Origin of the sequence: Arthrobacter echini, from assembly GCF_008107445.1 — a bacterium.
In the GTDB taxonomy this organism is placed as follows: Bacteria; Actinomycetota; Actinomycetes; order Actinomycetales; family Micrococcaceae; genus Arthrobacter_D; species Arthrobacter_D echini_A.
Genome location: NZ_VSLD01000005.1, coordinates 116,360 through 141,705 on the forward strand (window position 1 = coordinate 116,360; position 25,346 = coordinate 141,705).

Here is a 25,346-nt window from a genome sequence, read left to right on the forward strand (position 1 = left end):
GCGCGTATTCCGAGATATCGCGGTCCAGGGGCAGCCGACAGGTGGACCGGGCACGGTTGAACACAGCTCCGGACTTGCGGACCTGTGCCTCGCCGAGGGCCACGGTGGACCCACGCCGGAGGTACACCTTGGAGGGTAGATTCTCGGCTCAGGTGCCCAGCCGCTTCGGGTTGTTACGTCTGGGTGGAGGCCATGAGACGTTCCACCTCGTCCGCCAGCTCTGTGATCGGTCGGCGACCATCGAGCTCGAGGGTCGCACCCTTGCGCAGCAGCGGCTCGATGTCGAGGACCTGCTGACGAATCAGCAGCTGCTCTTGTTCTGCTCTCCCATAGGGGTTGTTCGTGCGACGTGAGACGCGCTCGATGAGAACTTCCACGGGGGCGCTGAGGAGGACGACGGCCGCGAAACGATCGTAGAAGCGTCCCTGATTCTCCACAGTGCCCTGGAGAACCAGCGACGGGGTGGACGCGAGCAGCGCGGACATGCGGGCCTCATCCCAAGTGCCGTCAGGCAGTGTCCAGCCGTCGTAGTCAGTGTCGATCGTTCGGTGGCCCCGCCGGGACAACTCGCCGAGCACCGTGGTCTTCCCTGCCCCTGACATACCGGTGATTAGGATTCGGGACATGGGGTCAGCCTACCGAGGTACCTGTCGGCGGGAATGTCTCACGCTTGAAATGTCCGTCACGGTGAGTTGACTGGTTCAGATCACCCTCGACCTCGAGTCGGCTCTAGAGCCCTCGACCTCGTCGCTCCCCTTCCCCTCGGTCCGTCTGGGTGCTCCTCCGCGACCGCCGCCCTCCACCTCAGTGCAGCGGCAGCGCGACGACGATGACCAGTGCAAGGACGCTGACCAGCGCGACGGCGCCCACCATCCAGGCGACGGCCACGACGTCGGCCCCGACATGACCGACACTCATACCCCGCACACCACGTCGATACCGCCGTGCCTGACCGGTTGCGATCCCGAGCGCGATACACGCCGTCAGGCCGCTGATCACGAGCGGGAACCAGCCATGGGCCGGGACCCAGCGCAGCATCAGCACCCCGGACAGGACCAGCGCGAGCAGGGTGCGGTTCCAGGCGAGTGATGTGCGCTCGGGCTGCAGGCCGGGATCGGCCGGACCGCCCGGAAGCGGCCGGTCAGAACCGGGCTCTCGGGCTCCGACGCGCGCGCTCATCGACCGATGAGAACGCCGACGAGTACTGCCGCAGCAACGAGCGACCCACCCGCTGCCAGCACCGGGACCAGCAGCGGCAGGGGAAGAGGAGCCTGCCGGCGCATGGCCCGTTCCACCCTCAGCCAGCGGACTCCCGCTGCGAGAGCGAGCACGAGCGCAAGCCCCAGCAGGACGACGGCGAGCGCCGTGCGGAGCGGCGGGATGAAGGTCTCCGGGGTGAAGGCCTCGACCGCGATACCGCCGGCCAGCAACGCCAGGGCAGTCCTGATCCAGGCCAGGAACGTCCGCTCGTTCGCCAGGGTGAAGCGGGGGTCGGGGTCGACACCGCCGCCGAGGAACCGGGCGGCTCGGGAGTCCCGACGATTGGGATCGACGACTGGCTGCTCGGGCGTGGCCGCCGCGGCGGGAGCGGCACCGTCGTCGCCGGGCTGATCGGATTGGTCGGCAGGACCGCGGGAAGATCTCACGCGCCCATCGTAGGTCCCCAGCGGCGCCGCAGCGGGCATCCCGCCGTCGTCGGACCATGCACGCTCAGGTACCGGCACCCTTGAGGACCGGCACCCGCGTCAGGCGAACGCGGAGATGCCCGTCAGCGCCCGCCCCACGATGAGGGAGTTGATCTCGTAGGAACCCTCGTACGTATAGACGGCCTCAGCGTCCGCGAAGATCTTGGCCATCCCGTAGTCCGTCACGATCCCGTTGCCGCCGAGGATCCCGCGACCGAGCGCCACGGTCTCGCGCATCCGCGCCGTGGTGAAGGACTTGGCGAAGGCTGCCTGCGCCATGTCGGAGGCGCCCTGTGCCTGCAGGTCCGCGATCCGCGCCATGACCGCCAGGCTCGCCGTCGTATTGCCCATCATGGTCACGAGCTGGTCCTGGACGAGCTGGAAGCCCGCGATCGGCCGGCCGAACTGGTGGCGCTCCAGCGCGTACTGCCGGGCGACGTCGAACGCTGCCAACTGCTGTCCCACCGCCTGCCAGCCCACGAGGATGCGCGAGCCGAGCAGGAGCTGGCGGGTGTCATTGAACGAGTCGATGCCGGAGAACCGGTCGGCTTCGGGAACGCGCACGTCGGTGAGGGTGATATCGGCGTTCTGCACGGTCCGCAGGGCCGTCTTGTTGGCGATGGCGGTACGGGTGACTCCGCGCAGGGTGGCATCGAGGATGAAGCCGCGTACCCCTCCGGTCTCGGTGTCTCGGGCCCACAGGAGCATGTAGTCGCAGAAGGTACCGTTGCCGATCCACCGCTTCGCGCCGTTGATGACCCACGTGTCACCGTCGCGGGTGGCCGTGGTGGTCATGCCACCGGCGACGTCGGACCCGTGCAGTGGCTCGGTCAGGGCGAAGGCACCGGTGATGCGCAGGTCCATCGCGTCCTGCAGGAGTCTGGCTTTCTGGTCCTCGCTGCCGAAGGTGTGAAGCGCTTCGACGAAGAGATCGTGATGAACCATGAAGAAGGTGGCGATCGAGGTGTCGGCGCGTGTCAGCTCGGCGATCACCAGACCGCTGAAGAGGTGACTGTACCCCTGCTGGAGGGGCGTGCTGAGCTGGAGATCGGCCAGCTTGGGCAGGAGCTCGTGCGGGAACTCCGCGCGGTTCCACCACTCGACGGCGCGCGGTGAGACCTCCTTGGCGAGGAAGTCCCGGACGTCCTGCAGTTTCTCCCGCTCGTGGGCAGCGAGAAGCGATTCGAACGCGAGGAAATCCGCGGTGGGTAGCTGGCTCTCCATGGAGCCGTCCTTTCGATCGAGACCGGTGGCGGCGATTACTTCGGCGCCATCCGGATGGCTCCGTCGAGGCGGATGGTCTCCCCGTTGAGCATCTGGTTCTCCACGATGTGCGCGGCGAGTGCTGCGTACTCGACCGGCTTGCCGAGGCGGGAGGGGTGCGGCACCTGGGTGCCCAGGGAGTCCTGGGCCTCCTGCGGCAGGGAGGACATCATCGGGGTCTCGAAGATGCCCGGGGCGATCGTGACCACGCGGATGAGCGAACGGGCGAGCTCACGTGCGATCGGAAGCGTCATGGCCGCGACGCCGCCCTTCGAGGCGGAGTACGCGGCCTGGCCGATCTGCCCGTCGAAGGCGGCGACGGATGCGGTGTTGATGATGACGCCGCGCTCGTCCGAGCCGCCGAGCCCGGTGACCGTCGGCGTGAGGGCCATGGCTGCGGCGGCGAGTCGGATCACGTTGAAGGTGCCGAGGAGATTGACGGTGATGACGCGCGTGAACTGCTCGAGTGGCAGGACCCCGTCGCGGCCGAGGACCTTGCCGGGAGTGGCGATACCGGCGCAATTGACGACGATCCGCAGCGGGCCGAGCCCGGTGGCGGCGTCGACCGCTGCCTGCACCTGCTCCGGATCGGCGACGTCGGCGGCGACGAAGCGGACGCGCTCCCCCGACGGATCCAGCTCGACGGCCGCGTCTGCTCCGGCGGACTGCGGCAGATCGACGAGGACCACGGAGGCGCCGCCGTCGAACAGTCTGCGAGCCGTGGCGAGACCGAGTCCCGAGGCGCCACCGGTGACGAGAGCCACCGCTCCACTGATGTCCATGCTGATCCTTCCGCCCGGGGACCGCCGTCGGTCCATCCGGGGCCAGACTACTGTGACCTGGCCCACTGCGCACCCGCGCGGAGTTCTACTGAGCATTGTGCCCAACGGCAGGGCAGGGCGAGCTGGCTAGGGTGGTCGTATGCCCATCCCCGACGACGCCGCGCCCGCGGCCGCAGCCAGCATTCGGCAGCTGTTTGCCCGCCGCAGCCTGCGCGTCCCCGGCACGCGCTTGGGAGCCATCGCCCTCCCTGCACCGGCCGGCCTGCGGAGCCACTGGCACTACTGGTGGCAGGCGCACTTCCTCGACTGCCTCATCGACGAGCACCTCCGTGATCCCTCGGGTCACGCGCTCCCCGAGGCACGAAAACTGGCCCGCGGGATCTGGCTGCGCAATGGTGCCCGATGGCGCAACGCCTACTACGACGACATGGCCTGGCTGGCCCTGGCCCTGCAGCGCCTCGATGCGGCGGCGGGGCGACGCCGGCCCAGTCGCCCCGTGCGGGTCCTCGGCGACGCACTGCGCTCCGCGCATACGCAGGAGCTGGGTGGCGGCGTCTTCTGGAACACGACGCGGGACTACAAGAACACGCCCAGCACGGCCCCCGCTGCGCTCTTCTTCGCAAGGGCAGGGGAGGAGGAGCGCGCGCAGCGCCTTCTCGACTGGCTGAGGGAGCACCTGTTCGATGCGGAGAGCGGGCTCTACCTCGACGGCGTCAAGACCGACGGCCGGGTGGAACGCACGCTCCACACCTATAACCAGGGCACGGTGCTCGGTGCGCTCGTCGCCGTCGGCGGACGCAGCAATCTGCAGCACGCCGGCGAGCTCGTCACGTCGATCGCACGCGGCATGGCCGCCGACGACGGCGTGCTGCCGCTGGGATCCACCGGCGACGGCGGACTCTTCACCGGCATCCTCGCGCGCTATCTTGCGCGGGCAGCCGTGGCGGACGTCGGCGGGTCGGCGGCGACGACGGCCCGGCAGCTACTCGAGTCCACGGCTGCATATGTATGGAACGGGCGCACGCAGCTCGGTGACAGCGCCTTCGTCTTCCCCCCGCCGCAGGACGGAGCGATCAGCCTGTCGTCGCAGCTCCAGGCCTGGATGGTCCTGGAGGCGGAGCGGGCCTCGCGCTGAAGCCGACAGGATCCTGCGAGCCGGATCTGATCAGGACGCACCATCGCTGCGGCATGTCACCCGCAGCGCACCCGCCCCGATGACAGACTGCTCCTATGGAGAACACCGAACGCGCTCACGATCTCGTCATCTACGGAGCCACGGGCTTCGTAGGCGAGCTGATCGCCGCGTACATCGCAGAACACGCCCCTCCCGGCCTCAGGGTAGGCATCGCCGGCCGGTCGAGAAGCAAGCTCGAGGCCGTCCGGTCACGGCTTCCGGCGGCCGCTCGTGAGTGGCCCCTCATCGAGGCCGACTCGGAGGACGCCGGCTCCCTCACCGCCCTCGCCGAGAGCACACGGGTGCTCTTCACCACCGTGGGTCCCTACGTGAAGTACGGGCTGCCCGTCGTCGAGGCCTGCGCCCGGGCCGGTACCCACTACGGCGATCTGACCGGCGAGGTGTCCTTCGTCCGCGACGCCATCGACCGCTGCGATGACCTCGCCAAGGCGAGCGGCGCGAGAATCGTGCATGCGTGCGGCTACGACTCGGTCCCGTCGGATCTCGCGGTCCTCCTGCTGCACCGGGCCGTCGAGGACGACGACGCCGGTGCGCTGACCGACGTCCAGCTCGTCGCGACGGCGAAGGGCGGCGTCAGCGGAGGCACCATCGACTCGATGCGCGGCCAGCTCGACGGTGCACGCTCGGACCCCGCACTGAAATCGCTCGCCGGCGATCCCTACGCCCTCAGCCCGGACCGCGCCGCGGAACCGTCCACCGACCAGCCCGCGGATTACGGCCCCGTGAGCCGCTCGACGAACGGCCTCTGGACGGCGCCCTTCGTGATGGCCGCCGGCAACACGCGGATCGTCCGCCGCAGCAACGCCCTGCAGGGCTGGGCCTACGGCCGCTCGCTCAGCTACGGCGAGGTGATGGGCATCTCCAGCGGACCGGCAGGGGCCGTCGTCGCCCGCATCATCGCCGTGGGGCTGAAGATCTTCATGGGCGCCATGGCGGTCCCGGTGACCCGGCGACTGCTCGATCGCGTGCTGCCCGCTCCGGGCAAGGGCCCGAGCCGGGAGGCACAGGAGGCGGGCTGGTTCCGCTCCACGGTGACCGCCGACACCGAGCGCGGCCGACGCTATCGGGCGACGGTGAAGGCTCCGGGCGATCCTGGGTACGCCGCGACCGCCGTCATGGCGGGTGAGACCGCGCTCTCCCTAGCGCTCGACGGCGACCGGCTCCCACCCGTGAGTGGATCGCTGACGCCGGCCACCGCGCTCGGCGACGTGCTCGTGGAGCGGCTGCGGGCCGCCGGCCACACCTACGAGGTGACCCGGCTGACCTGAGACGCAGACCGGCTCGCGCGGCAGAGGGCAGCGTGCGCTAGACGTCCCTCCGCCGGACGCCCTGGGGATGGAAGGTCTCCCCGCGGGCGAGCATGGCGACGAACTTGGCGATGTTGCGCTCCCTGGCCGCCTCGGTCTTCAGCTGGGACAGCCGGAAGATCAGCGCATAGCGATTCTGGGAACTCAGGGTGGTGAACGTGGCGAGCGCGGCGTCGTCGGCCTCGATCGCCGCCATGAGCCGGGGCGGCACCTCGGCCGTCGCCGGGCCCGCATAGGCGCGCTCCCACCGTCCGTCGGCCTGCGCCGCCGCGACAGCCCGCTCACCCGCCTCCTGCATGCGGCCCTCCCCGCGGAGCCGGTCGATGTAGGTCCTGTTGCGCACCGACCAGATGCTCCGCGGCCCGCGCGGGGTGAAGCGCTGAAGATAGGTGCCCTCGTCGCGCGTTCTGGCCTGGCCGTCGATCCAGCCGAAGCAGAGCGCTTCGTCGAGCGCCAGCGCGTAGGTGAGCGCCGTCGTCGTCCCGCCCTTCTTGTGCTGGACGAGCCACCCACCGGGCGAGTCGCCGTGGTGCTCCTCGAGCCAGAGGTGCCACGCCGCCGCGTGGGGCAGGAGAAGTTCTGGCAGCTCCGGTTTCATGCGATCACTGTAGGGCCGCTGCCACTCTTCGTGCACTAGATTGCTGGAGCACTCCCTTCGCCTATCCGAGGAGACCTGATGCTCCGTGTCCGCCCGCTCGTGTTCACCCACGATCTTCCCCGCGCCGCCGAGTTCCTGCTCGCACTGGGGCTCACCCCCGCCGTCGACCCTGAGCCGACCGACGCTTCCGCCGTGTTCGACGCCGGGAGCGGCCGCGTCGCCCTGCAGGCCTGCGAGCCGGGCAGCCCCGAGGACGGCACGGCGGCGCTGGCGTTCGATGTGTCCGACGTCGCCGAATTCGCACGACGTACGGAAGAGGCCGGGACTTCCGTGGAACTCTCGAAGGCGGGGCACCAGCTCGTGGCCCGCATCACCGCCCCCGACGGGATGTCCTTCCGCGCCGAGGCCGGCCCGCGCAGTACCGGAGCCGATCCGACGCCGCTGTCCGTCGTCGCCCTCTGGTACACGCACCACATCGGCTCCGCCGTGCGTGTCCTGAAGGACATCGGCGCCAGGCCCCGTATCAGTTCGGACGCCGGCACGTGGCACGACTTCAGCGCGAAGAACGGCGGGCTGGTCGCCCTGCACGCCGGAGCGCGCACTGGGCTGGAGCTGGCCTTCGAGGACGACGGCGACGTGCAGTCCCGTGTCGCCGATCTCACCGCCGCCGGCATCGAGTCCGCGCTGACCGGCGAAGGTTATGGCCGATCACTGCGCGTCCGCGCTCCCTGGGGTGCGGAGATCCGGATCAACGGGCGGCACCGAGATCTCCACGGGTACACCGAGCACTGATTCCGGGCGTGCGGTTTTCAGCCACTGGCCGAAGAACCGCCCTGCGGTGACGGAGAGGGCGAGGTCTGCTATAGAACTAGGGTATGAACGTTCGTACCCCTGACCCCAACCCGGGCTGGCTCTCCGACGAAGATCTGTACGAGGCCCGCCGCCGCCTGCCGATGGTCTACGTGGAGGCGATCCCTGTGCGCTGTGATGCGTTGGGCTACGTCGACGAGGTGGGCCTGCTGCTTCAGGCGAACGAACAGGGCGAGATGGTGCGCACGTTCGTCTCGGGGCGCGTGATGTACCGGGAGACCATCAGGGCGGCCCTGCTGCGGCACTTGGAGAAGGACCTCGGACCGCTGGCCCTGCCGCAGCTGTCCCCCTCTCCCCTGCCCTTCACCATCGCCGAGTACTTCCCGTCTCCCTCGGAGACCGGGCTGACCGACGACCGCCAGCACGCCGTCGCATTGGCCTACCTGATTCCGGTGACAGGCGAATGCAACCCGCGCCAGGACGCCCTCGAGCTGTCCTGGATGACGCCGGCGGAGGCACTGAGCCCCGCGATCCAGGCCGAGTTCTCCGGTGGACGCGCCGATCTGCTCCGCCAGGCACTGGCTCACGCCGGGTGGGGTCGCTGAGCAGGAACACCACCACGGGCAGGTCGTAACATCGGGGCGCTGCAGGGCGCACACCCAGGAGGGGATCGAGTGGCGGACAAGGACATGACGGGACTGCGCGCGGTGCCTGCGGACCGGCTCACGGTCGGAGACATGCTCGCGCTTCCACGGGACGAGGGGACGGCGGAGGTCACCTCCGTGGAGGTGGAGCACGACGATTTCGGGATCGCCGCGCTCATCGTCGCCACCGTCGAGGACGGGCGCCGCATCTCGATCGCCAGTGGGTCGCTGGTCCACCTCGAGCCCGCCGACACGGAGCTCGGGGTCTCGGCCGTGGCGGCCGACCACGGATCGCCCGAAGCACTCGTGGCCCAGATTGCCCGGACCCATGAGCACAATCCTGCCCTGCAGGAGATTGCCGGACGCCTGGCACGAGGGATCAATCTCAAGGCCGGGAGTAATCTCCAGGATCTGCACCAGCTCGCCACCACCCTGCTCGTCGACGAGGCGGACACGGCCGCGGCCCTCGGCATCGCCGATCTGCTCGCCGGGCAGCCCTTCGACGGGAACTTCGGTCGCTGGAAGTGGATCGAGGGCGGCCTGGCGATCGCGGCCTATCTCACGCGGCACGACGACGAGCGGTCCGCTGGGTACTCCGCGGCCATCCTCGCGGCCGACGCGGCCGAGACGGATCCGCTGCGCGCGAAGACGGCGGCCATGTACCGGCAGCGGCAACTGAACGAGCCCAATGTGTACGACCCGGAGATCCTGCGGGCAGCCGCGGCCGGGCAGGATGACGTCGAGCGCGACTGGCGCGTGCTGCGCATCGGCGTGCTGCTCTATCTGCGGGCGCACGGCGGCTCCCAGACCCTGGGCCGCGAGGTGCTCGAACGGCGCATCGCCGCGGAACTCGCCGCCGTCGCCGCCCTGAACGGGCGACTGGGGGAGCGCTGAACGGGTGATCGGCGGAGCGCTGATGTTCGGCGAGCCGGGCGGCTGGGGACTGGCAAAATAGGGTGGTGCATCCACAGTCCCAGCAGTCGTCCTTCGCCTTCGCCGTCCACTCGCGCCTCGAGGACACGACGCCGGGTGGCGGGAGCGGCGGTCCACGGCACGGGCGCACAGGCACCATCACCACACCGCACGGGCAGATCCGCACACCGGCGTTCATCCCGGTGGGCACGAAGGCCTCGGTCAAGGCGGTCCTCCCCGGCGCGATGGCAGAGCTCGGAGCGCAGGCCCTCCTGGCCAACGCCTACCACCTCTATCTGCAGCCCGGTGCGGACATCCTGGACGAGGCAGGGGGACTCGGCGCCTTCATGAACTGGCCCGGTCCCACGTTCACCGATTCCGGTGGCTTCCAAGTGATGAGTCTGGGCTCCGGCTTCAAGAAGGTCATCACCATGGACGCACCCACGGACGCCGAGAAGGCGGGGGCGGACGACCGCGTGGCCGTCGGGAAGGAACGCCTGGCGCACATCGACGACGACGGCGTCTGGTTCAAGTCGCATCTCAATGGTGACCGCCACCGGTTCACACCCGAGATATCGATGCAGGTACAGCATCAGCTCGGTGCAGACATCATGTTCGCCTTCGACGAGCTCACCACCCTCATGAACTCCCGCGGCTACCAGGAGGAATCGCTCGAGCGGACCCGGCTCTGGGCGGAGCGCTGCGTCTCCGAGCACGAGCGTCTCACCGTCGAACGCAACCATCGGCCCTACCAGGCGCTCTTCGGCGTCATCCAGGGCGCCCAGTACGAGGACCTGCGGCGCAAGGCCTCGGCAGATCTCGGCGGCATGAACTTCGACGGCTTCGGCATCGGCGGTGCCCTCGAGAAGGAGAACCTGGGCACCATTCTCGGTTGGTGCAGCGACGAACTTCCCGAGGACAAACCGCGCCACCTGCTCGGCATCTCCGAACCGGACGACCTGTTCACCGGCATCGAGAACGGCGCCGACACCTTCGACTGCGTCTCCCCCACCCGGGTGGCCCGCAACTCCGCGTTCTACACTCCCGACGGGCGGTGGAATCTCTCCAACGCGCGATTCAAGCGCGACTTCACACCGCTCGTGGAGGGCTGCGACTGCTACACCTGCACGCACTACACGCGCGCCTACATCCATCACCTCTTCAAGGCCAAGGAGATGGTCTCGGCCACGCTGATCTCCATCCACAACGAGCGCTTCGTGGTGCGCATGGTGGACGACGCCCGGGCAGCGATCGACGACGGCACCTTCTACGATCTCAAGGCCGAGGTCCTCGGGCGCTACTACACCTGAGTCCCCTGCCGGTCCCGATGCATCGGGACTGGCCGCTCCGGAGTCCGGTCGGGCAGACTAGGAGGATGTCCATCACCGAGTCATCCGCAGCCCCTGTCACCCTGACCATCGCCGGATCGGAGGCAACCGGCGGTGCCGGCGCCCAGGCCGATCTGCGCACTTTCCAGGAACTCGGCGTCTTCGGTATCACGGCGCTGACCTGCATCGTCTCCTTCGACCCCGAGCACGACTGGCAGCATCGCTTCGTGCCCATCGACCAGCAGGTCATCGCCGATCAGCTCGAGGCGATCCAGGCCACCTACCCGCTCTCCACGGTCAAGCTCGGCATGCTCGGTACACCCGCCACCATCGACACCGTGGCCGCCACACTGCAGAGCCAGGAGTGGGGGAACGTGGTGCTCGATCCCGTGCTCATCTGCAAGGGCCAGGAGCCCGGCGCGGCCCTCGACACCGATAAGGCGCTCACAGCGAAGATCCTGCCGCTGGCCACCTTCGTCACCCCGAACCATTTCGAGGCCGAATCGCTCTCCGGCACGAGCATCACGAGTCTCGACGACCTGAAGGAAGCCGCCCGCATCATCCACCGCAAGAGCGGCGCCGTCGTCCTCGCCAAGGGCGGCGTGCGCATCGAGGGCCCGGACGCCGTTGACGTCTACTTCGACGGCGAGACCCTCGAGGTGCTGTCCACCCCGAAGATCGGCGACGTCGCCGTCAGCGGTGCAGGATGCACCCTCGCCGCCGCAGTCGCGGCGGAACTCGCCAAGGGTGCCACACCGCTCGACGCCGCGCGGACCGCGAAGGATTTCGTGACGGAGGGCATCCGGAACCGGCTCACCTCCAATGCACCGTTCGACGCCGTCCGGCAGGGCGGGCCGCGCTCCTCGGACTGATCCGCGTCAGGGGATGCACGGCGTCCCCTGCTACGTGCTGCAGTCTCGCTAGGGAGCCGTCGGCGTGGCCTCCGGCGTCGGAGCCTGCTCTTCCTCGGCGCTGCAGGACAACCCCGCGGGCGTTTCATCGATCCCCTGCGGCGCCGCAAGTCCCTTGTAGGCAGAGCCCAGGATCACGTCGACCGAACGGTCCTCGCGCTCATCGGACACGAAGATCGCGTCCGGGATGGTGCGTTGCAGCGTGAAGGCGTTGGCTTGCCCACCCTCTCCGGCGACGATGATAGCCGTCATGCCCGTCGGTTCCACGTCCCTGTTCCCGACCTCGCGGACCGCGAAAGCACGCCCGCGCAGTTGCTCGGCCGCGGTTCCGGCGAGACCGCCGATGGTGGTGCTGTTGTAGACGTCGACGGTGATCGAGCTCGGGTCCTGGAGATCGAACGGCCCGGCGGGGCAGTCCGAGGCCGAGGTGGAGGTCGACGAGGGCGTGCGCTCGAGGGCGTCGAGGGTGATGTCTCCACGGGCCATGCCGACCGCCAGATACACAGCCGCCGCCACCAGACCGACCAGCAGCACGAGGACTACACCGTGACGGATCCGCCGCGTCGAGATTCGCCGCCGGTCTGCTGCGTCGTCGGTCTCGAAGGTGCTGCCCAGATCCGTCTCCGTGACGATCCGCTGGCCGTGCCACTCGGTGGGGTCCCGCCTTGCCCTGGCGCGTTGCTTGCGCTTCGACTCCTGCCCGCTCATCGGGCATCACCAGGGTTCCGGGGGCGAACTGTTCTGAGGATCACTGCCCCAGCCTAGGTAATCGTCTCCCCCAATGGAACGCGGGCCCGTTTCCCGGCATGGCGGCAGCTCGCGTGATGGCCGACGGGCCCGCCCCTACTGCGCCTGCAGCGGCAGATCGTCGTCGAGCGCTGGGTAGGAGGGCTGGGCGCCGGCATGCTGGACCGCATAGGCACCCACCTGCACGGCGAACCGGACGGAGTCCTCGAGTCCGCTCCCTTCCGCGAGTCGTACGGCGAGCGCACCGACGAAGGCATCTCCTGCCCCCGTGCTGTCCACGGCATCCACGCGAGGGGCGGGCACCGCAATTATTCCGCCGCCGTCGGACACCAGGGCACCAGCAGCGCCCAGCGTCATCACCACCGATGCCAGCCCGCACTCCAGCAGAGCCTCGACGACGCTCTGCTCATCGGAAGCCTCGCGGCCCCCGAGCTGAGCCAGGACGAGCGCGCCCTCGTGTTCGTTGACCACCAGCGGATCGGCGAGGAGGAGCGCCTCGCGGTTGAGGTGTATGACCGGCGCCAGATTGAGGATCACCCGCCCCGAGCCCAGTCGCATGGCGGCCTCGGTGGTGTCTGCGGGGACCTCGCCCTGCGCTACGACGACTGCAGCGTCCGCGATGGTCTCCGCAGCAGAGTCCACCAGCGCGGGGGTGGCTTCAGCGTTCGCTCCGGGAACCACCACGATGGTGTTCTCGCCGTCATCGGAGACCTCGACGATGGCGATGCCCGTGGTGCCGGGCGACCTGCGGACAGCTCGCAGGTCGACGCCGGCGCTCGTCAACATCGAGAGTCCGGTGTCCGCATACTCGTCCGAGCCCACGGCGCCGATCATGGTGACGTGACCGCCGAGCAGCGCTGCCGCGACCGCCTGATTGGCTCCCTTGCCGCCGGGCAGCACGGTCAGCGACCGGCCGCGCACGGTCTCCCCAGGTCTGGGATGCCGCTCCAGCGTGACCACGAGGTCGACATTGATGGAGCCGACGACGACGATCCTGGGCGACCCTGTATTCATGCCGCGAGTCTCTCATCCTGATCGGCAGGCGTGACACGACTGGGCTCACACAACTGCCTCAAGTGACCGGTTGTCCGTGGTGAGGCTGTCTCAGGTGTTGGGAGCGATCCCGCGCCCAGTACGAGCCACGGCCAGGAGCTCGAACCCTCCGGTGGGTGACCCGACCTCCTCGAAGAGGGCCTGGCGCAGGGCCTTCTGCTTGTCATGCGCGCCCTTGGATCGGTGACGAAGTGCAGGACCAATTGGGGGAGCAGCACATCCTTGGAATCGTCCTGATACGGCAACTCCTCGGCGCTGCACCGATCGACTTCGACGCCCTGATTGCGGGTACGACACTCAGCGACGAACGGCGCGGACGGATCGCAGGCCGTCACCGCCGTCGCGCCAAGCCGTTCCGCCAGGACCCTTGTCAAAGCACCAGGACCACATCCCACATCGATGGCAGACCATCCACTCTCGACCCCCGCCCAGTCGGCGAACGCTATCGCGAGCGGGTTGGAGTAGCGCCCCATGAAAGCATCGTAATCCTTCCCTGACTTCTGGAAGGTGGCAGCACCCTCGACAGGTTTCATCACCCGCTCCTCATCCGGAGGCGCGCCGTCTCCCACATTCAGATTATTCCGCTCGTAGCGCTTCTGCAGCCCATTTCTGGACATTCCTGCCAACCGCACTGGTTCCCTATGGATAGCCGCCGTGCTCCAGTGGTCAGCTGAGAAGAGCTACTACTGTCAGCCGGCATGCGAATGGAAGCCAGACCCTGAGCGGAACATACTGGGACCATGCCTACGGATGCCCCCATCGACCTGCTGCCCGACGCTCCTGCCCTGCCCTCGGAGGAAAATCGCCCCGTGCAAGGGTTGCTCCTCGATGTCGACGGACCGATCGCCAGTCCTGAAACCCGGACGGTGCCGCCCGGCATCATCACGGATCTGCTGCTCCTCGCCGCGGCGGGGTGGCCCGTGGTCTTCAATACCGGTCGCTCGGACCACTTCATCCGGACACAGGTGATGCAGTCGATGCTCGATGTCGGGATCCCGGCCGGCGTCACCTTCCACGCGGTCTGCGAGAAGGGCGGAACCTGGTTCTCCTTCACGGCCGACGGCGCCGGGGAGGTCTTCGTCGACCAGGGACTCGCGCTGCCCACCAGCTTCGCCGACGACATACGGGATCTCGTGGAGGAGAAGTACGCGCACCTCATGTTCTTCGACGAGACGAAGCTCGCCATGGTGTCCGTGGAGCAGTCACTCGCCGCGAAGAATGCCGAGTACCTCGAGGGCCAGGCCCACTTCGACAACGACGTGTTCAACGTCATGCACAGCCACGACATGGGCGTACGCCGGCTGGAACGCGACGAGCCGGACAGCGCGGGGGAGGTCGGGTACCGGATCGATCCGACCATCATCTCCACCGACATCGAGTCGGTCCGCGTAGGCAAGGACCTCGGGGCGGAGCGGGCCCTGACACTCGTGGCACCGCTCATGGACCTCCCCCACACCTGGCGGACCGTGGGCGACTCCCGCACCGACTACGCCATGGCCGACTACCTGCACGAGCAGGGCTTCGACGTCGCGCACGTGGACGTCCGCCCGGCCGACGGCATTCCGGACAAGCCCTACGAGGTTGTCACCGAGGGTCCACTCATCCACGAGGAAGCGGGAGCCGCGTTCTTCGCGCGCTGTGTAGCGTCACTCTCCTGGAATGCCGGCGGCCCCGACGGGGTAGCCCGGCACTGAGCCCTCGGGCCCTGCAGGAGCAAATCGGGCAGCGGATACGTTGGATACGAGGGACGGCTCCACGGCCGGCTCCCCCTGCCCGACGAGGGCATCGCTAGGCCACGGAGAGAACAGGTCACCGCATGGGCATCATCGATACGTGGAAGCTACAGCTACGCACCACCTTCACCGACGGTGATCCGAGCATTCCGCAGTGGCAGTTCGAATTCGAGAAGGGCGACGACGTCGGCTACTTCCCGGTGGGCTCCGCCGTCTGGACCGTCCACAGCTCGATGACCCCCACGGTCGCCGGTATCCGGGCCCTCCTGCTGCAGGCCCTGCACCCCGGCGCCATGGCCGGCGTCCACGCGCACTCGAGCTTCCGCGAGGAACCACTCGGCCGACTTGCCAACACCATCCGGTGGATCTTCACGGTGACCTATGGCTCGCGGGTCGCAGCACAGGAGGGTTCGGCCTTCGTGCAGCGCCTCCACACCAGGGTCAACGGAACCTACACCGACAGCAGCGGCAACGAGAAGCCCTACTCCGCAGCCGATCCTGAGCTGATCCGCTGGGTGCACCTGGCGTTCACCGACGCCTTCGTCGCGGCGCACAAGGCTTACGGCGGGCCGATCCCGGGCGGAGTCGATGCGTATGTGGCGGAGTGGGCGGCGGCCGGGGAGCTCATGGGGCTGCAGGATCCTCCGCGTTCCGAAGCTGAACTGAGGGATCAGCTCGCGGCGTTCGACGGCGAACTCTCCGACAGCGCACAGGTGCAGGAGACGCTGACCTACATCCGTCGCCCACCACTGCCTCGTTCGCAGCGCATCGGATACCAGATCCTGTTCGCGGGGGCGGTGGCCACCCTCGAGCCGAGACACCGCGAGATGCTCGGGCTCACGGTCCCTTCCCTCGGGCTGATCCCCCTGCCCATCCGCACGGCCGTGCGACTGGTTCTCGGCGTGATCCGGCTGGGTCTGGGACCCGCGGGTCCGGCCGAGACGGCGGCGAAGAAGCGGATCAGCCGGCTCCGTGGCATGACCGACACCTCGACGGCCTGAAGCACAGAAGGACCCCGACCGACAGGCCGGGGTCCTTCTGAGGTGCTACAGCGGAGGATGGGGGATTTGAACCCCCGAGGGCGTGAACCCAACACGCGTTCCAGGCGTGCGCCATAGGCCGCTAGGCGAATCCTCCTCGTTGGAGCAGATCCCAGAATACCCATACATGGTGATCCTGCCGAATCACGGCGTCCCGACTGTCCCTGAGACCGATTCAGGAGCTACGTGGGCAACTGTGTAGACTATTCGCTGGCCCCCCATGTGGTGTCACCCTGTGAACTCCCCCAGGACCGGAAGGTAGCAAGGGTAAGCGGGCTCTGGCAGGTGCATGGGGGGTCTTACCTTTAAGTACCGGCTTCAGGAGGTCGCGCGGTGGCAGAGACGGGCACCGGTCGATTCGCGCCGAGCCCCTCGGGCCCTCTCCATGTCGGGAATCTGCGCACCGCCGTCCTCGCCTGGCTCTTCGCGCGATCGACGGGCCGCCGCTTCCTGATCCGCGTCGAGGACCTCGATCGCGTACGGGCCGGCGCAGAGGCCGAACAGCTGGCAGAACTCGCGGCTCTGGGCCTGATGTCCGACGCCGCCGTGATCCGCCAGAGCGAGCGGGCCGACCACTACGCCCTCGCCCTCGGCCGGCTGCAGGACCTGGGCCTGGTCTACGAGTGCTTCTGCACACGCCGTGACATCGCCGAGGCAGCCAACGCTCCCCACGCGGACCCCGGCTTCTATCCCGGCACCTGCCGGAACCTGGGCGATGCCGAGAGGGCGCGACGACGCGCAGAGCGCGCGCCCGCCCTCCGCCTGCGCTCCGGCGTCGACTCCTGGGCGATCGACGACGTCCTGGTCGGCCGCTTCCGGGCCCCGGTGGACGACGTCGTGCTGCGACGCAACGACGGCGTGATCTCCTACAACCTCGCCGTGGTCGTGGACGACGCGGCCCAGGGCGTCGACCAGGTGGTGCGCGGCGACGATCTGCTCGCCTCCGCTCCCCGGCAGGCCTACCTCGCCTCGCTGCTCGGGCTGGCCATCCCTACGTACGCCCATGTGCCGCTCGCTCTCTCGCCGCAGGGGCAGCGCTTGGCAAAACGGGACGGCGCTGTGACACTGGAGGACCTCGCGGACCTCGGCCACGCGCCGTCGGCCGTGTTGGCCGCCATCCTCGGCTCGCTCGAGCTTCCCACCGGCTCACTGGCAGCGGCGCTCGGAGTCTTCGATGCGCAGCGGGTACCTCGTGAGCCGTGGATCGTGGACCCTGCGCACCTGCTCTCCACCGTCGCCCGTCCGGCACCCGAACAGTCAGCACCAACCGATAAGGTTCATCCGTGAGTACAGCCCTCTACCGTCGCTATCGCCCCGAGACCTTCGCGGACGTCATCGGCCAGGAGCACGTCACAGACCCCCTGATGGCGGCCATCGACAAGGACCGCATCAATCACGCCTACCTCTTCTCGGGGCCGAGGGGTTGCGGCAAGACCACGTCGGCGCGAATCCTCGCCCGGTGTCTCAACTGCGCCCAGGGGCCGACGTCCACTCCGTGCGGTGTGTGCGACAGCTGCGTGGGACTCGCCCGCAACGGCTCGGGCAGCCTCGACGTGATCGAGATCGACGCTGCCAGCCACGGGGGCGTCGACGACGCCCGCGACCTCCGCGAGCGCGCCACCTTCGCGCCGGTGCGTGACCGCTTCAAGATCTTCATCATCGACGAGGCCCATATGGTGACCTCCGCAGGGTTCAACGCCCTGCTGAAGATCGTGGAGGAGCCACCGGAGCACATCCTCTTCATCTTCGCGACCACCGAGCCCGACAAGGTCATCGGCACCATCCGGTCGCGCACCCACCATTATCCGTTCCGCCTCGTGCCACCCGAGCCGCTCATGGCCTACCTGGAGCTGCTGTGCCGGCAGGAGAATGTTCCGGTGGCGCCCGGGGTCCTCTCGCTCGTGATCCGGGCCGGCGGCGGATCGGTCCGTGACTCGCTCTCCGTGCTCGATCAGCTCATGGCCGGCGCCGGCGAGAACGGCCTGGACTACGAGCTGGCCGTCTCCCTCCTGGGGTACACCCACGCGGCGCTGCTGGACGACGTCGTCGATTCCATGGCGGCCGGTGACGCTGGGACGGTCTTCCACGCCGTCGATCGCGTCATCCAGACCGGACACGATCCCCGCCGGTTCGTGGAGGACCTGCTCGAGCGCTTCCGCGATCTGATCGTCATCAACGCAGTGCCCGAAGGCGCGGCGTCGATCCTCCGCGGCGTGCCCGACGACCAGCTGAACCGCATGCGCACCCAGGCGAACCAGCTCGGGGCCGGAGAGCTGTCGCGCGCCGCCGACGTCACGAACACCGCGCTGACGGAGATGACCGGGGCCACCTCGCCACGGCTGCATCTGGAACTGCTGTGCGCCAGGTTACTGCTGCCGGCGGCCGACGCCACCGTCCGCGGCACCCTGGCCCGCGTGGACCGCATCGAGCGGCGCCTCGAGTACGCCGGGGGCACCCCGGTGGTCGAGCCGCGGGTCGAGGCGGGGGTCGAGACGGAGGCTGCGCCGGAGGCTGCGCCGGAGGAGCCTGCGCGACCCGCGGAGCGTTCGCGGCTCGAGGGAGTCCCCCGGAACGCCGAGGAGGCGGCCGCTCAGTGGTCCCTGCCGACGGCTGCGCCGGACCCGCATGCACCGGCCGTTCCTGCTGCGGCACGGACCGGCTCGCCCTCCGCGCCCGACGCGTCCGCCGACTGGGGCGCGAGCTGGGGCATGTCGACCGACGCCGGCTTCTCCGGACCGGAACCCGCGAGCAAGACCGCTGCGACGACGCCGGGCGCTGCCTCGGGAGCCGACCGCCCTGCAGCGCAGGCCTCGGAGCCGTCCGCCGGCGACCGCCCCGCTTCCGGTGCCAGTCTGCCCTCGTCCGACCGGGCCGCGGAAAGCCCCTCGACCGCGGGCATCTCCGCGGAGTCTGACGGACCGCCGCCGAACGGCCCTGGCAAGGGCGACCCGTCATCTGTCGGTCAGCCCATGCCGGGCGACCCCACGCCCTCCAGACCCGCCGATGTCGATCGATCGGTTGCTCCGGGTGAGTCCGCGCCCACCGACGCCGATCCGTCGGTCGCTCCGAGTGAGTCCGCGCCCGCCGACGCCGACCGGTCGATCGCTCCGGATGAGCCCGCGCCCGCTGCGCCCGCCGACGCAGACCGGTCGATCGCTCCAGTCGGCCCCGCGCCTGCGGCCCACTCCGGGCTCGCCCGGCCCACGGATGCCCAACCCGCTTCCGGGGAGAATTTCCCCGCAGAGTCTGTGCCGGCTCAGGGAGCATCGCCCAGGCAGGACCATGCACCGAGCGAGAACATCGAGATGATCCGCCGCGCGTGGCCCGAGATCATGAACGAGGTCGCGGGGATCAAGCGAGCCACCTGGCTGATCGTCAATGTCTCCGCAGCACCGCGCTCGTTCGACGGCAACCAACTGGTGCTTGCCTTTGCCAATCAGGGCAATGCCATCGGCTTCCAGCGCGGACAGCACATGGACAACGTCAAGCAGGCCATCCACAAGGTCCTCGGGCTCACGTGTTCCATCGAAGTGGTGCACGACGCGGGCGGAGGAGGTGGGGCCGACCCAAAAGCACCAGCCGGCCCGCCGGCCCCCACCAGTGACCGGCGTCCCGCTGCGACCACACCCGCTCCCGAGCGCCCGGCCGCCCCGGGGCCCGGGCACGGCCAGCAACCCAGGCAACCGGGAACGGCGTCGACCCCTGACCGCGGACCCCGCCAGCAACCCACGCAACCGGAGCCGGCGTCGACCCCTGACCGCGGACCCCGCCAGCAACCCACGCGACCGGAAACGGCGTCGACCACGAACAACGGCGACCCCTCTCCTGCGGTAGACCCGCTCGCCGGGAAGGTTGGCACCCCGGATCCCGGCGCGGACCCGCCGCGCCGGCCGCGCGAGACCCCGCGAGAAGCTTCTCCCGCACGGGCGTCCACGGCCCGACGTCCACCGGACGAAGGGGTCAGTGGCTGGGATCCGACCATTACCGATGACTCGTGGGCGCTCGTCGAACCTCCGGAGGAGGCCTTCGATCCGGGTGCAGCCTGGGGATCCGTCCCGGACGATCCCTCCGAGCCCCGCAGCAGCGCCTCCGCGGGCGCGACGCGCGCCCCTCGCCCTGATGAAGCAGACCGCGGGGACCGGGCACCGGCGCCGCAGGAGCTCACGGCACATCGGCAGGAGCAGCAACCCTCTGCAGCGCCACCGTCCCGCTCAGTGGTGTGGAGTCCCCCGGCAACTCCTGCACCGACAGGGGACATCGAGGGAGCAGCCGGGATTCCCGGCGCCGCTCCCAACACCGGCGGCGGGTGGAACGGTCCTGCTGCGACGGCCCGCGCCGGTGCGTCCGTCACCGCCCCCCGCCCGGGTAGCGGATCCGCGACGGAGCAGCGCGAGGCTGCGGGTGCGCTCCGCGAGAAGCCCGTCAGCCGGTACCAGCAGTTGCTCGACGAGGGTCAGCGCAAACGGGCGGAAGAGGCAGCCAGCACCCGCGGCGCCGTCGACCTCCGGTTCGTTGAGGATGAACCCAGTGCCGACGACGAGACGCTCGAGGACTCCGGACTCGTCGGTCGCGCCGCGATCGAGCGGATCCTCAACGGGCGCCTGGTCGAGGAACGGACCCCCGACGGCCAGTAGCACCGCGGACCGTACCGACCGGTCGACGCTCACGGCGTAACCACTGCGCTCCTCGGCGTGCAGCACCCGCCGAGGGCGGACAATGGACAGAAGTCATCACCGCAGAAAAGGGAGCACCGTGTACGAAGGCGCAGTCCAGGAGCTGATCGACGAGCTCGGACGTCTCCCAGGGGTGGGCCCGAAATCCGCCCAGCGCCTCGCATTCCACATCCTCGAGGCCGACGGGGAGGACATGGCGCGTCTCGTCACCGCCATCACGACCGTGAAGGAGCGCGTCAAGTTCTGCACCATCTGCGGCAATGTCGCAGAGGAGGAACGTTGCGCCATCTGCCGCGACCCCCGGCGGGATCCGAGCATGATCTGCGTGGTCGAGGAATCGAAGGACGTCATCGCCGTCGAGCGCACACGGTCGTTCCGCGGGAGGTACCACGTCCTCGGAGGCGCCATCAATCCGATCGCCGGGGTGGGACCCGATCAACTGCGCATCCGCGAACTGCTTGCGCGTCTTTCCGACGACCAGGTCCAGGAGATCATCATCGCCACCGACCCGAATCTCGAGGGCGAGGCGACGGCAACCTATCTCGTGCGTATGCTGCGGACCATCGGGATCCCTGTGACCCGGCTCGCGTCCGGGCTGCCGGTGGGTGGAGACCTCGAGTATGCGGACGAGGTGACGCTCGGCCGCGCCTTCGAGGGCCGCCGGGTCATGACCTGAACCACCGTCCACGACGCGCCGCATCCCGGGCACCATACCGGGATCAGGCGATCCGCGTCCCCTTCGCCAGCTGCCGTGCGGGCATGGTCAGCCTCCGGCGCCCGAGGAGCAGAAGGACCCCCGCGAGCGCTACCTGGATGCCCAGACCGAGAGGCCAGATGGGGACCTCCTGGGGCAAGGGCCGCAGTGCCGCGGCGGCTTCCTCTCAGGTGACGTCCAGATCCGGCCCGGCCTGCGCAGCACGCACCAGCTGGCTCGCCATCTCCATGACACCGGGCGCGTAGTAGTCCCCCGCGTACGCATAGGGGTCGGGTACGGCGTCCGCCGGTGGTTCATCAGGGAGACCGTAGGGCACCGCATCAGCCACCACCACGAAGGGGTTGGCCGCAAGAAGCCAGGCTACGTACTCCGTATGGGCCACCGGGGTCGTGTAGGTCTGGGTGATGCACTCGAGTTCGGCGTCCTCGTCGAACCTCCCGTCGTCCCGGTAGGCGGAGTCGGGGTAGTCGTAGTAGGACGTCGTCGTCATCCTGTCCTCCGTCACCAGCGCGCTGCTCAGGCCGAAGACGATCAGCGTCCCGATGCTGAGCAGCGCCACCACCATGTAGGTGCTGACGATCGAGAACAGGGGTCGGTCGGCGAGCGCAGAGATCCCGACGCCGATGGCGCAGAGAATGCCGAGCTCGACGGCGAGCATGAGCAGGGAGACCAGTGCTTCGGACGCGTCGACGCCGCCGAGAGCCAGGGCCCAGAAGATGAAGGGACTGCTCAGTACGAGGAAGGCGAGCGACCCGACCCAGGATGCCAACCACTTGCCCAGGAGCAACTGCCCGGGGCTCAGCAGTGTCACCTGCAGGATGGCAAGGGTCCCTCCGGCGCGGTCGCCGTTGACCGCGTTGGCGGAGAGCCCGGGCGCCACGAGCAGTCCGAAGAAGAGGACGAAGCCGACCACGAGATCGAAGAGGATGCCGCCCTCGTTGTCCATGGTTCCGAGGAAGGCGGTCCCGAGGACGAAGATGAGGCCGATCACCACGAACCAGACGCCGAGCATCCAGTACCAGGCCCTACCGCGCAGGCGCTGCTTCATCTCGAGCGAGAAGACTGTGCGGACGGCCGTCCAGGCGGGAAGGCTCGTGGAAGTACGGACCGGCTGCGGGGTCGAAGGCTCGGTCACCGTGCTCATCGTCTGTCCGTGTCGAGGCTCATGTAGGTCTCCTCCAGTGCGCCGCCCGCGGGCGCGAAAGCGGTGATGACCACGTCGCCGAGCACGAGGGTCCGCAGCAACCACGACGCCTCTGCGGTACTGCCGAGCTGGATGAGGAACTCCTCGCGCCGTGAGTCCCCGCGCGTCTCGAAGCGCACCCCGTAGCTCTGCAGCGCCGTCGCGAGCTCCGACATCGGCTCCGCCCGTACGTAGTAGCGCCTCGTCTGGCTGCCGGCCTCGTCGAGGGTCTGGCTCTTCACCGATCGGCCTCGGCTCACGAACACGGCCCGGTCGGCGATCTCGTCGAGCTCGGACAGGACATGACTGGACACGACGACGGTCTTGCCGGCCGCTGCCAGCGACCGCAGGAGGGAGCGCAGCTCCACACGGGACCCCGGGTCCAGGCCCGACGCCGGTTCGTCCAGTAGCAGGACCTCCGGATCGTGGATGAGCGCCCGCGCCAGGCTGAGACGCTGCTGCTGGCCCCTCGAGAGAACACGCGCCGGCTGCTTCGCGTACTCCGTGAGGTTCACCGTGCCGAGCAGATCCTCGGCACGGGAGGAACGGTCCGCTTCACCCAGCCCGTAGAGGGCACCCATGGTCTTCAACACCTCCGACGCTGTGAGGGAATCCCAGACACCAAGGGTGTCCGGCATCCAGCCCATGCGCCTGCGGACCTCGCCCGGTTGGGCGACCGGGTCGAAACCTGCCACCCGGACGGTCCCTTTGTCGGGGGCCAGGAGGCTTGCCAGGATCAGCAGCAGCGTGGTCTTGCCGGAACCGTTCGGGCCGATCAGGGCCGTTACTTCTCCGGGCGGGGCCTTGAAATCGACGTCGTTGACGGCCTGCACCGAGCCGAAGCTCCGGGCGACACCCTCGACGACGATTCCCCCATTCTCGTCGGTCATGGTAAGAGGGTATGCGATAGGGGCGCTCCATGACCCCGGCCGGACGCTTATTTCCTGCGGAAGCGTGCGTACACAATCGGACACCGACTTCCGGTCCGCAATCACGGCGCCCTACACTGGCACGGGTACCCGGGCCCGGCCGAAGGCTTCAGGTCACGAGGCACCCGCGAATGTCCCGACGGCGCGGCGCGGCCCCGCCGTCCTCCCTAGCAGTGAGCGAGTGCATGAGCCTCATAGTCCAGAAGTTCGGGGGCTCCTCGGTGTCCGACGCCGAGGGGATCAAGCGTGTGGCGCGGCGCATCATCGATACCCAGGCCGCCGGTCATGACGTGGTGGTGGTCGTCTCCGCTATGGGCGACAGCACCGACGAGCTGCTCGATCTCGCCGCGCAGGTGGGCCCCGAGTCATCGAGCGATCGCGAGATGGACATGCTCCTCAGCGCCGGCGAACGCATCTCCATGGCGCTGCTGGCCATGGCGATCCACGGGCTCGGCGCCTCGGCGCAGTCGTTCACGGGCAGCCAGGCGGGCATGATCACCGACGCCATCCACGGCAAGGCGCGCATCATCGCCGTCTCCCCCCACCGGATCCGGACGGCCATCGAGAAGGGTGACGTCGCCATCGTCGCGGGCTTCCAGGGTATGAGCCGGGACAGCAACGACATCACCACCCTTGGCCGCGGCGGGTCCGACACGACCGCCGTCGCCCTCGCCGCAGCCCTCGACGCCGACGTCTGCGAGATCTACACGGACGTGGACGGTGTCTACACCGCGGATCCGCGGGTGGTCGCCTCCGCACAGAAGATCGATGCCATCTCCAGCCAGGAAATGCTCGAGATGGCGGCCTCGGGCGCCAAGATCCTGCATCTGCGCTGCGTCGAGTACGCGCGCCGCTTCGGGGTGCCCCTCCACGTCCGCTCCTCCTTCACGCACAACGAGGGCACCTGGGTACTCCCGGCGCCCGACGACCAGATCACGATCGAAGAGGGAGAACCCTTGGAACAGCCCATCATCTCCGGTGTTGCGCACGACAGGTCCGAGGCGAAGGTCACCGTCATCGGAGTCCCGGACATCCCCGGCAAGGCCGCCGACATCTTCGGCATCGTCGCCGGCGCCAACACGAACATCGACATGATCGTGCAGAACATCTCGACGCACGGCTCGGGCCGGACCGACATCTCGTTCACCCTGCCGATGGTCGACGGTTCCGCCGCTCTCGCAGCCCTCGACTCCGCCCGGGACCGGGTGGGCTTCGAATCGGTCGAGTACAACGAGAGGATCGGCAAGCTCTCCCTGATCGGCGCGGGCATGCGCTCCAATCCCGGGGTCTCCTACCGGTTCTTCCGGGCGCTGTCCGACGCCGGCGTGAACATCGACATGATCTCCACCTCCGAGATCCGCATCTCCGTGGTCACCGAGGCGGAGCTGCTGGACACCGCGGTTCGCGCCGTCCACGCGGCGTTCGAACTCGACGGCGAAGCCCCCGCCGTGGTGCATGCGGGGACGGGACGCTGATCCTCCCCTGACCCGGGCCCTCCCTTTGCCGGCGCCCGGCCCCTACCTTTGTCGGCGCCCGGCCCTCCCTCAGCACTCCGACACCAGCACCCCTGCTCGACCTACTGCTGCCCCACCACCGTTCGAGCCCCAGCAGTGGGAGCGAAGCCCACGCCCGGCTCGCTCCCACTGCTCATGCGCGAGTAGTGGGAGCGATCGCTTGTTCCCACTGCTTCAACGCCAGTGATGGGATCGACGAGGACACACCGCGCTCAATCCCACCGTTCAGGAGCCGACACCGGGATCGAAGACCACGCCCGGCTCACTCCCACCGGTCGGGACCCACCAGTGGGAGCGACCGCTTGTTCCCACTGCTTCCACGCC

25 protein-coding genes, 1 tRNA gene and 1 other RNA gene are annotated in these 25,346 nt (G+C 68.9%); 14 read left to right on the plus strand and 13 right to left on the minus strand.

Translation table 11 applies throughout. From position 1 onward, the window contains the following. Window positions 1-173 precede the first annotated feature (173 nt). The 5 genes from FQ377_RS10995 to FQ377_RS11015 form a co-directional block, all read right to left on the minus strand. Window positions 174-626 (minus strand): AAA family ATPase, encoded by a 453-nt coding sequence (locus FQ377_RS10995; RefSeq protein ID WP_148601312.1) that lies wholly within the window; start codon window positions 624-626, stop codon window positions 174-176. Window positions 627-804: 178 nt separating this feature from the next. Next, a complete protein-coding gene (locus tag FQ377_RS11000) occupies window positions 805-1,179 on the minus strand; it encodes a DUF202 domain-containing protein (RefSeq protein ID WP_148601313.1) in 375 nt (124 codons plus the stop codon). After that, window positions 1,176-1,646 carry a YidH family protein gene (locus FQ377_RS11005; protein WP_262364410.1) on the minus strand — a complete coding sequence of 157 codons (471 nt, stop codon included), beginning with the start codon at window positions 1,644-1,646 and terminating at the stop codon, window positions 1,176-1,178. The genes FQ377_RS11000 and FQ377_RS11005 overlap by 4 nt, the downstream gene beginning before the upstream one ends. Before the next feature lie 99 nt (window positions 1,647-1,745). Continuing rightward, on the minus strand, window positions 1,746-2,909 hold the full coding sequence (locus FQ377_RS11010; protein WP_148601315.1) for an acyl-CoA dehydrogenase family protein: 1,164 nt from the start codon (window positions 2,907-2,909) through the stop codon (window positions 1,746-1,748). Between the two features lie 35 nt (window positions 2,910-2,944). Further along, on the minus strand, window positions 2,945-3,730 hold the full coding sequence (locus FQ377_RS11015; RefSeq protein WP_148601316.1) for a 3-hydroxyacyl-CoA dehydrogenase: 786 nt from the start codon (window positions 3,728-3,730) through the stop codon (window positions 2,945-2,947). Between the two features lie 139 nt (window positions 3,731-3,869). On the opposite strand from FQ377_RS11015, the gene FQ377_RS11020 reads away from it, so the two are divergent. Together FQ377_RS11020 and FQ377_RS11025 are read left to right on the plus strand one after the other, a co-directional pair. Further along, window positions 3,870-4,865 (plus strand): glycoside hydrolase family 76 protein, encoded by a 996-nt coding sequence (locus tag FQ377_RS11020; protein WP_148601317.1) that lies wholly within the window; start codon window positions 3,870-3,872, stop codon window positions 4,863-4,865. A 95-nt stretch (window positions 4,866-4,960) separates the two neighbouring features. Then, a complete protein-coding gene (locus FQ377_RS11025) occupies window positions 4,961-6,193 on the plus strand; it encodes a saccharopine dehydrogenase family protein (RefSeq protein WP_148601318.1) in 1,233 nt (410 codons plus the stop codon). A gap of 37 nt (window positions 6,194-6,230) precedes the next feature. Here FQ377_RS11025 and FQ377_RS11030 read toward each other — a convergent pair whose 3' ends face one another. Further along, the gene (locus tag FQ377_RS11030; RefSeq protein WP_148601319.1) at window positions 6,231-6,830 is read right to left on the minus strand and encodes a YdeI/OmpD-associated family protein; all 600 of its coding nucleotides are present in this window, start codon (window positions 6,828-6,830) and stop codon (window positions 6,231-6,233) included. A gap of 78 nt (window positions 6,831-6,908) precedes the next feature. On the opposite strand from FQ377_RS11030, the gene FQ377_RS11035 reads away from it, so the two are divergent. From FQ377_RS11035 to FQ377_RS11055, 5 genes are all read left to right on the plus strand, one after another. Next, a complete protein-coding gene (locus FQ377_RS11035; RefSeq protein ID WP_148601320.1) occupies window positions 6,909-7,622 on the plus strand; it encodes a VOC family protein in 714 nt (237 codons plus the stop codon). 83 nt (window positions 7,623-7,705) lie between these two features. After that, on the plus strand, window positions 7,706-8,245 hold the full coding sequence (locus FQ377_RS11040; protein WP_148601321.1) for an NUDIX hydrolase family protein: 540 nt from the start codon (window positions 7,706-7,708) through the stop codon (window positions 8,243-8,245). An 84-nt stretch (window positions 8,246-8,329) separates the two neighbouring features. Beyond that, window positions 8,330-9,178 carry a DUF6707 family protein gene (locus tag FQ377_RS11045; protein ID WP_148601392.1) on the plus strand — a complete coding sequence of 283 codons (849 nt, stop codon included), beginning with the start codon at window positions 8,330-8,332 and terminating at the stop codon, window positions 9,176-9,178. 65 nt (window positions 9,179-9,243) lie between these two features. Next, window positions 9,244-10,506 (plus strand): tRNA guanosine(34) transglycosylase Tgt, encoded by a 1,263-nt coding sequence (gene tgt / locus FQ377_RS11050; protein ID WP_148601322.1) that lies wholly within the window; start codon window positions 9,244-9,246, stop codon window positions 10,504-10,506. Between the two features lie 65 nt (window positions 10,507-10,571). Beyond that, window positions 10,572-11,396 carry a hydroxymethylpyrimidine/phosphomethylpyrimidine kinase gene (locus FQ377_RS11055; protein WP_148601323.1) on the plus strand — a complete coding sequence of 275 codons (825 nt, stop codon included), beginning with the start codon at window positions 10,572-10,574 and terminating at the stop codon, window positions 11,394-11,396. A 48-nt stretch (window positions 11,397-11,444) separates the two neighbouring features. Here FQ377_RS11055 and FQ377_RS11060 read toward each other — a convergent pair whose 3' ends face one another. The 3 genes from FQ377_RS11060 to FQ377_RS15295 form a co-directional block, all read right to left on the minus strand. Beyond that, complete coding sequence (locus FQ377_RS11060) at window positions 11,445-12,143, minus strand: LytR C-terminal domain-containing protein (RefSeq protein WP_148601324.1); 699 nt, start codon at window positions 12,141-12,143, stop codon at window positions 11,445-11,447. A gap of 135 nt (window positions 12,144-12,278) precedes the next feature. After that, a complete protein-coding gene (locus tag FQ377_RS11065) occupies window positions 12,279-13,196 on the minus strand; it encodes a ribokinase (RefSeq protein WP_148601325.1) in 918 nt (305 codons plus the stop codon). Further along, window positions 13,193-13,852, minus strand: a complete 660-nt coding sequence (locus FQ377_RS15295) for a class I SAM-dependent methyltransferase (protein ID WP_148601326.1) — start codon at window positions 13,850-13,852, stop codon at window positions 13,193-13,195. The genes FQ377_RS11065 and FQ377_RS15295 overlap by 4 nt, the downstream gene beginning before the upstream one ends. 123 nt (window positions 13,853-13,975) lie before the next feature. Between FQ377_RS15295 and FQ377_RS11075 the strand changes: the two genes are divergently transcribed. Both FQ377_RS11075 and FQ377_RS11080 read left to right on the plus strand, forming a co-directional pair. Continuing rightward, window positions 13,976-14,929, plus strand: a complete 954-nt coding sequence (locus FQ377_RS11075) for a Cof-type HAD-IIB family hydrolase (protein WP_262364411.1) — start codon at window positions 13,976-13,978, stop codon at window positions 14,927-14,929. Window positions 14,930-15,051: 122 nt separating this feature from the next. After that, window positions 15,052-15,969, plus strand: coding sequence for an oxygenase MpaB family protein (locus FQ377_RS11080; RefSeq protein WP_148601327.1), 918 nt, complete (start codon window positions 15,052-15,054; stop codon window positions 15,967-15,969). A 51-nt stretch (window positions 15,970-16,020) separates the two neighbouring features. On the opposite strand, the gene FQ377_RS11085 is transcribed toward FQ377_RS11080, so the two are convergent. After that, window positions 16,021-16,105 (minus strand) — tRNA-Ser (locus FQ377_RS11085). Window positions 16,106-16,217: 112 nt separating this feature from the next. Between FQ377_RS11085 and ffs the strand changes: the two genes are divergently transcribed. The 4 genes from ffs (at window position 16,218) to recR (ending at window position 21,357) form a co-directional block, all read left to right on the plus strand. Further along, window positions 16,218-16,313: signal recognition particle sRNA small type (gene ffs / locus FQ377_RS11090), an RNA gene on the plus strand. Window positions 16,314-16,341: 28 nt separating this feature from the next. Next, entirely contained in the window at window positions 16,342-17,295 is a 954-nt protein-coding gene (gluQRS, locus tag FQ377_RS11095) for a tRNA glutamyl-Q(34) synthetase GluQRS (protein WP_148601328.1), read from the plus strand. Then, the gene (locus tag FQ377_RS11100) at window positions 17,292-20,642 is read left to right on the plus strand and encodes a DNA polymerase III subunit gamma and tau (protein ID WP_148601329.1); all 3,351 of its coding nucleotides are present in this window, start codon (window positions 17,292-17,294) and stop codon (window positions 20,640-20,642) included. Before gluQRS ends, FQ377_RS11100 begins: the two co-directional genes overlap by 4 nt. Before the next feature lie 118 nt (window positions 20,643-20,760). Continuing rightward, window positions 20,761-21,357, plus strand: a complete 597-nt coding sequence (recR, locus tag FQ377_RS11105; protein WP_148601330.1) for a recombination mediator RecR — start codon at window positions 20,761-20,763, stop codon at window positions 21,355-21,357. A 43-nt stretch (window positions 21,358-21,400) separates the two neighbouring features. Here recR and FQ377_RS15145 read toward each other — a convergent pair whose 3' ends face one another. The 3 genes from FQ377_RS15145 to FQ377_RS11115 are packed head-to-tail and all read right to left on the minus strand — an operon-like array spanning window position 21,401 to window position 23,469. After that, complete coding sequence (locus FQ377_RS15145) at window positions 21,401-21,535, minus strand: hypothetical protein (protein ID WP_262364412.1); 135 nt, start codon at window positions 21,533-21,535, stop codon at window positions 21,401-21,403. A gap of 27 nt (window positions 21,536-21,562) precedes the next feature. Beyond that, complete coding sequence (locus FQ377_RS11110; protein ID WP_148601331.1) at window positions 21,563-22,540, minus strand: ABC transporter permease; 978 nt, start codon at window positions 22,538-22,540, stop codon at window positions 21,563-21,565. Continuing rightward, complete coding sequence (locus FQ377_RS11115; protein WP_148601332.1) at window positions 22,537-23,469, minus strand: ABC transporter ATP-binding protein; 933 nt, start codon at window positions 23,467-23,469, stop codon at window positions 22,537-22,539. The genes FQ377_RS11110 and FQ377_RS11115 overlap by 4 nt, the downstream gene beginning before the upstream one ends. A gap of 224 nt (window positions 23,470-23,693) precedes the next feature. On the opposite strand from FQ377_RS11115, the gene FQ377_RS11120 reads away from it, so the two are divergent. Continuing rightward, window positions 23,694-24,983: an aspartate kinase gene (locus FQ377_RS11120; protein ID WP_187393339.1), complete on the plus strand. Its 1,290-nt coding sequence runs from the start codon at window positions 23,694-23,696 to the stop codon at window positions 24,981-24,983. Window positions 24,984-25,346 lie beyond the last annotated feature (363 nt).

Bases quoted from the DNA above. Each gene is read 5' to 3' on its own strand.
- FQ377_RS10995 (WP_148601312.1), bottom strand. From the start codon at position 626: ATGTCCCGAATCCTAATCACCGGTATGTCAGGGGCAGGGAAGACCACG.
- FQ377_RS11000 (WP_148601313.1), bottom strand. From the start codon at position 1,179: ATGAGCGCGCGCGTCGGAGCCCGAGAGCCCGGTTCTGACCGGCCGCTT.
- FQ377_RS11010 (WP_148601315.1), bottom strand. From the start codon at position 2,909: ATGGAGAGCCAGCTACCCACCGCGGATTTCCTCGCGTTCGAATCGCTT.
- FQ377_RS11015 (WP_148601316.1), bottom strand. From the start codon at position 3,730: ATGGACATCAGTGGAGCGGTGGCTCTCGTCACCGGTGGCGCCTCGGGA.
- FQ377_RS11020 (WP_148601317.1), top strand. From the start codon at position 3,870: ATGCCCATCCCCGACGACGCCGCGCCCGCGGCCGCAGCCAGCATTCGG.
- FQ377_RS11025 (WP_148601318.1), top strand. From the start codon at position 4,961: ATGGAGAACACCGAACGCGCTCACGATCTCGTCATCTACGGAGCCACG.
- FQ377_RS11030 (WP_148601319.1), bottom strand. From the start codon at position 6,830: ATGAAACCGGAGCTGCCAGAACTTCTCCTGCCCCACGCGGCGGCGTGG.
- FQ377_RS11035 (WP_148601320.1), top strand. From the start codon at position 6,909: ATGCTCCGTGTCCGCCCGCTCGTGTTCACCCACGATCTTCCCCGCGCC.
- FQ377_RS11040 (WP_148601321.1), top strand. From the start codon at position 7,706: ATGAACGTTCGTACCCCTGACCCCAACCCGGGCTGGCTCTCCGACGAA.
- FQ377_RS11045 (WP_148601392.1), top strand. From the start codon at position 8,330: ATGACGGGACTGCGCGCGGTGCCTGCGGACCGGCTCACGGTCGGAGAC.
- FQ377_RS11055 (WP_148601323.1), top strand. From the start codon at position 10,572: ATGTCCATCACCGAGTCATCCGCAGCCCCTGTCACCCTGACCATCGCC.
- FQ377_RS11060 (WP_148601324.1), bottom strand. From the start codon at position 12,143: ATGAGCGGGCAGGAGTCGAAGCGCAAGCAACGCGCCAGGGCAAGGCGG.
- FQ377_RS11065 (WP_148601325.1), bottom strand. From the start codon at position 13,196: ATGAATACAGGGTCGCCCAGGATCGTCGTCGTCGGCTCCATCAATGTC.
- FQ377_RS15295 (WP_148601326.1), bottom strand. From the start codon at position 13,852: ATGTCCAGAAATGGGCTGCAGAAGCGCTACGAGCGGAATAATCTGAAT.
- FQ377_RS11075 (WP_262364411.1), top strand. From the start codon at position 13,976: ATGCCTACGGATGCCCCCATCGACCTGCTGCCCGACGCTCCTGCCCTG.
- FQ377_RS11080 (WP_148601327.1), top strand. From the start codon at position 15,052: ATGGGCATCATCGATACGTGGAAGCTACAGCTACGCACCACCTTCACC.
- FQ377_RS11110 (WP_148601331.1), bottom strand. From the start codon at position 22,540: ATGAGCACGGTGACCGAGCCTTCGACCCCGCAGCCGGTCCGTACTTCC.
- FQ377_RS11115 (WP_148601332.1), bottom strand. From the start codon at position 23,469: ATGACCGACGAGAATGGGGGAATCGTCGTCGAGGGTGTCGCCCGGAGC.
- FQ377_RS11120 (WP_187393339.1), top strand. From the start codon at position 23,694: ATGAGCCTCATAGTCCAGAAGTTCGGGGGCTCCTCGGTGTCCGACGCC.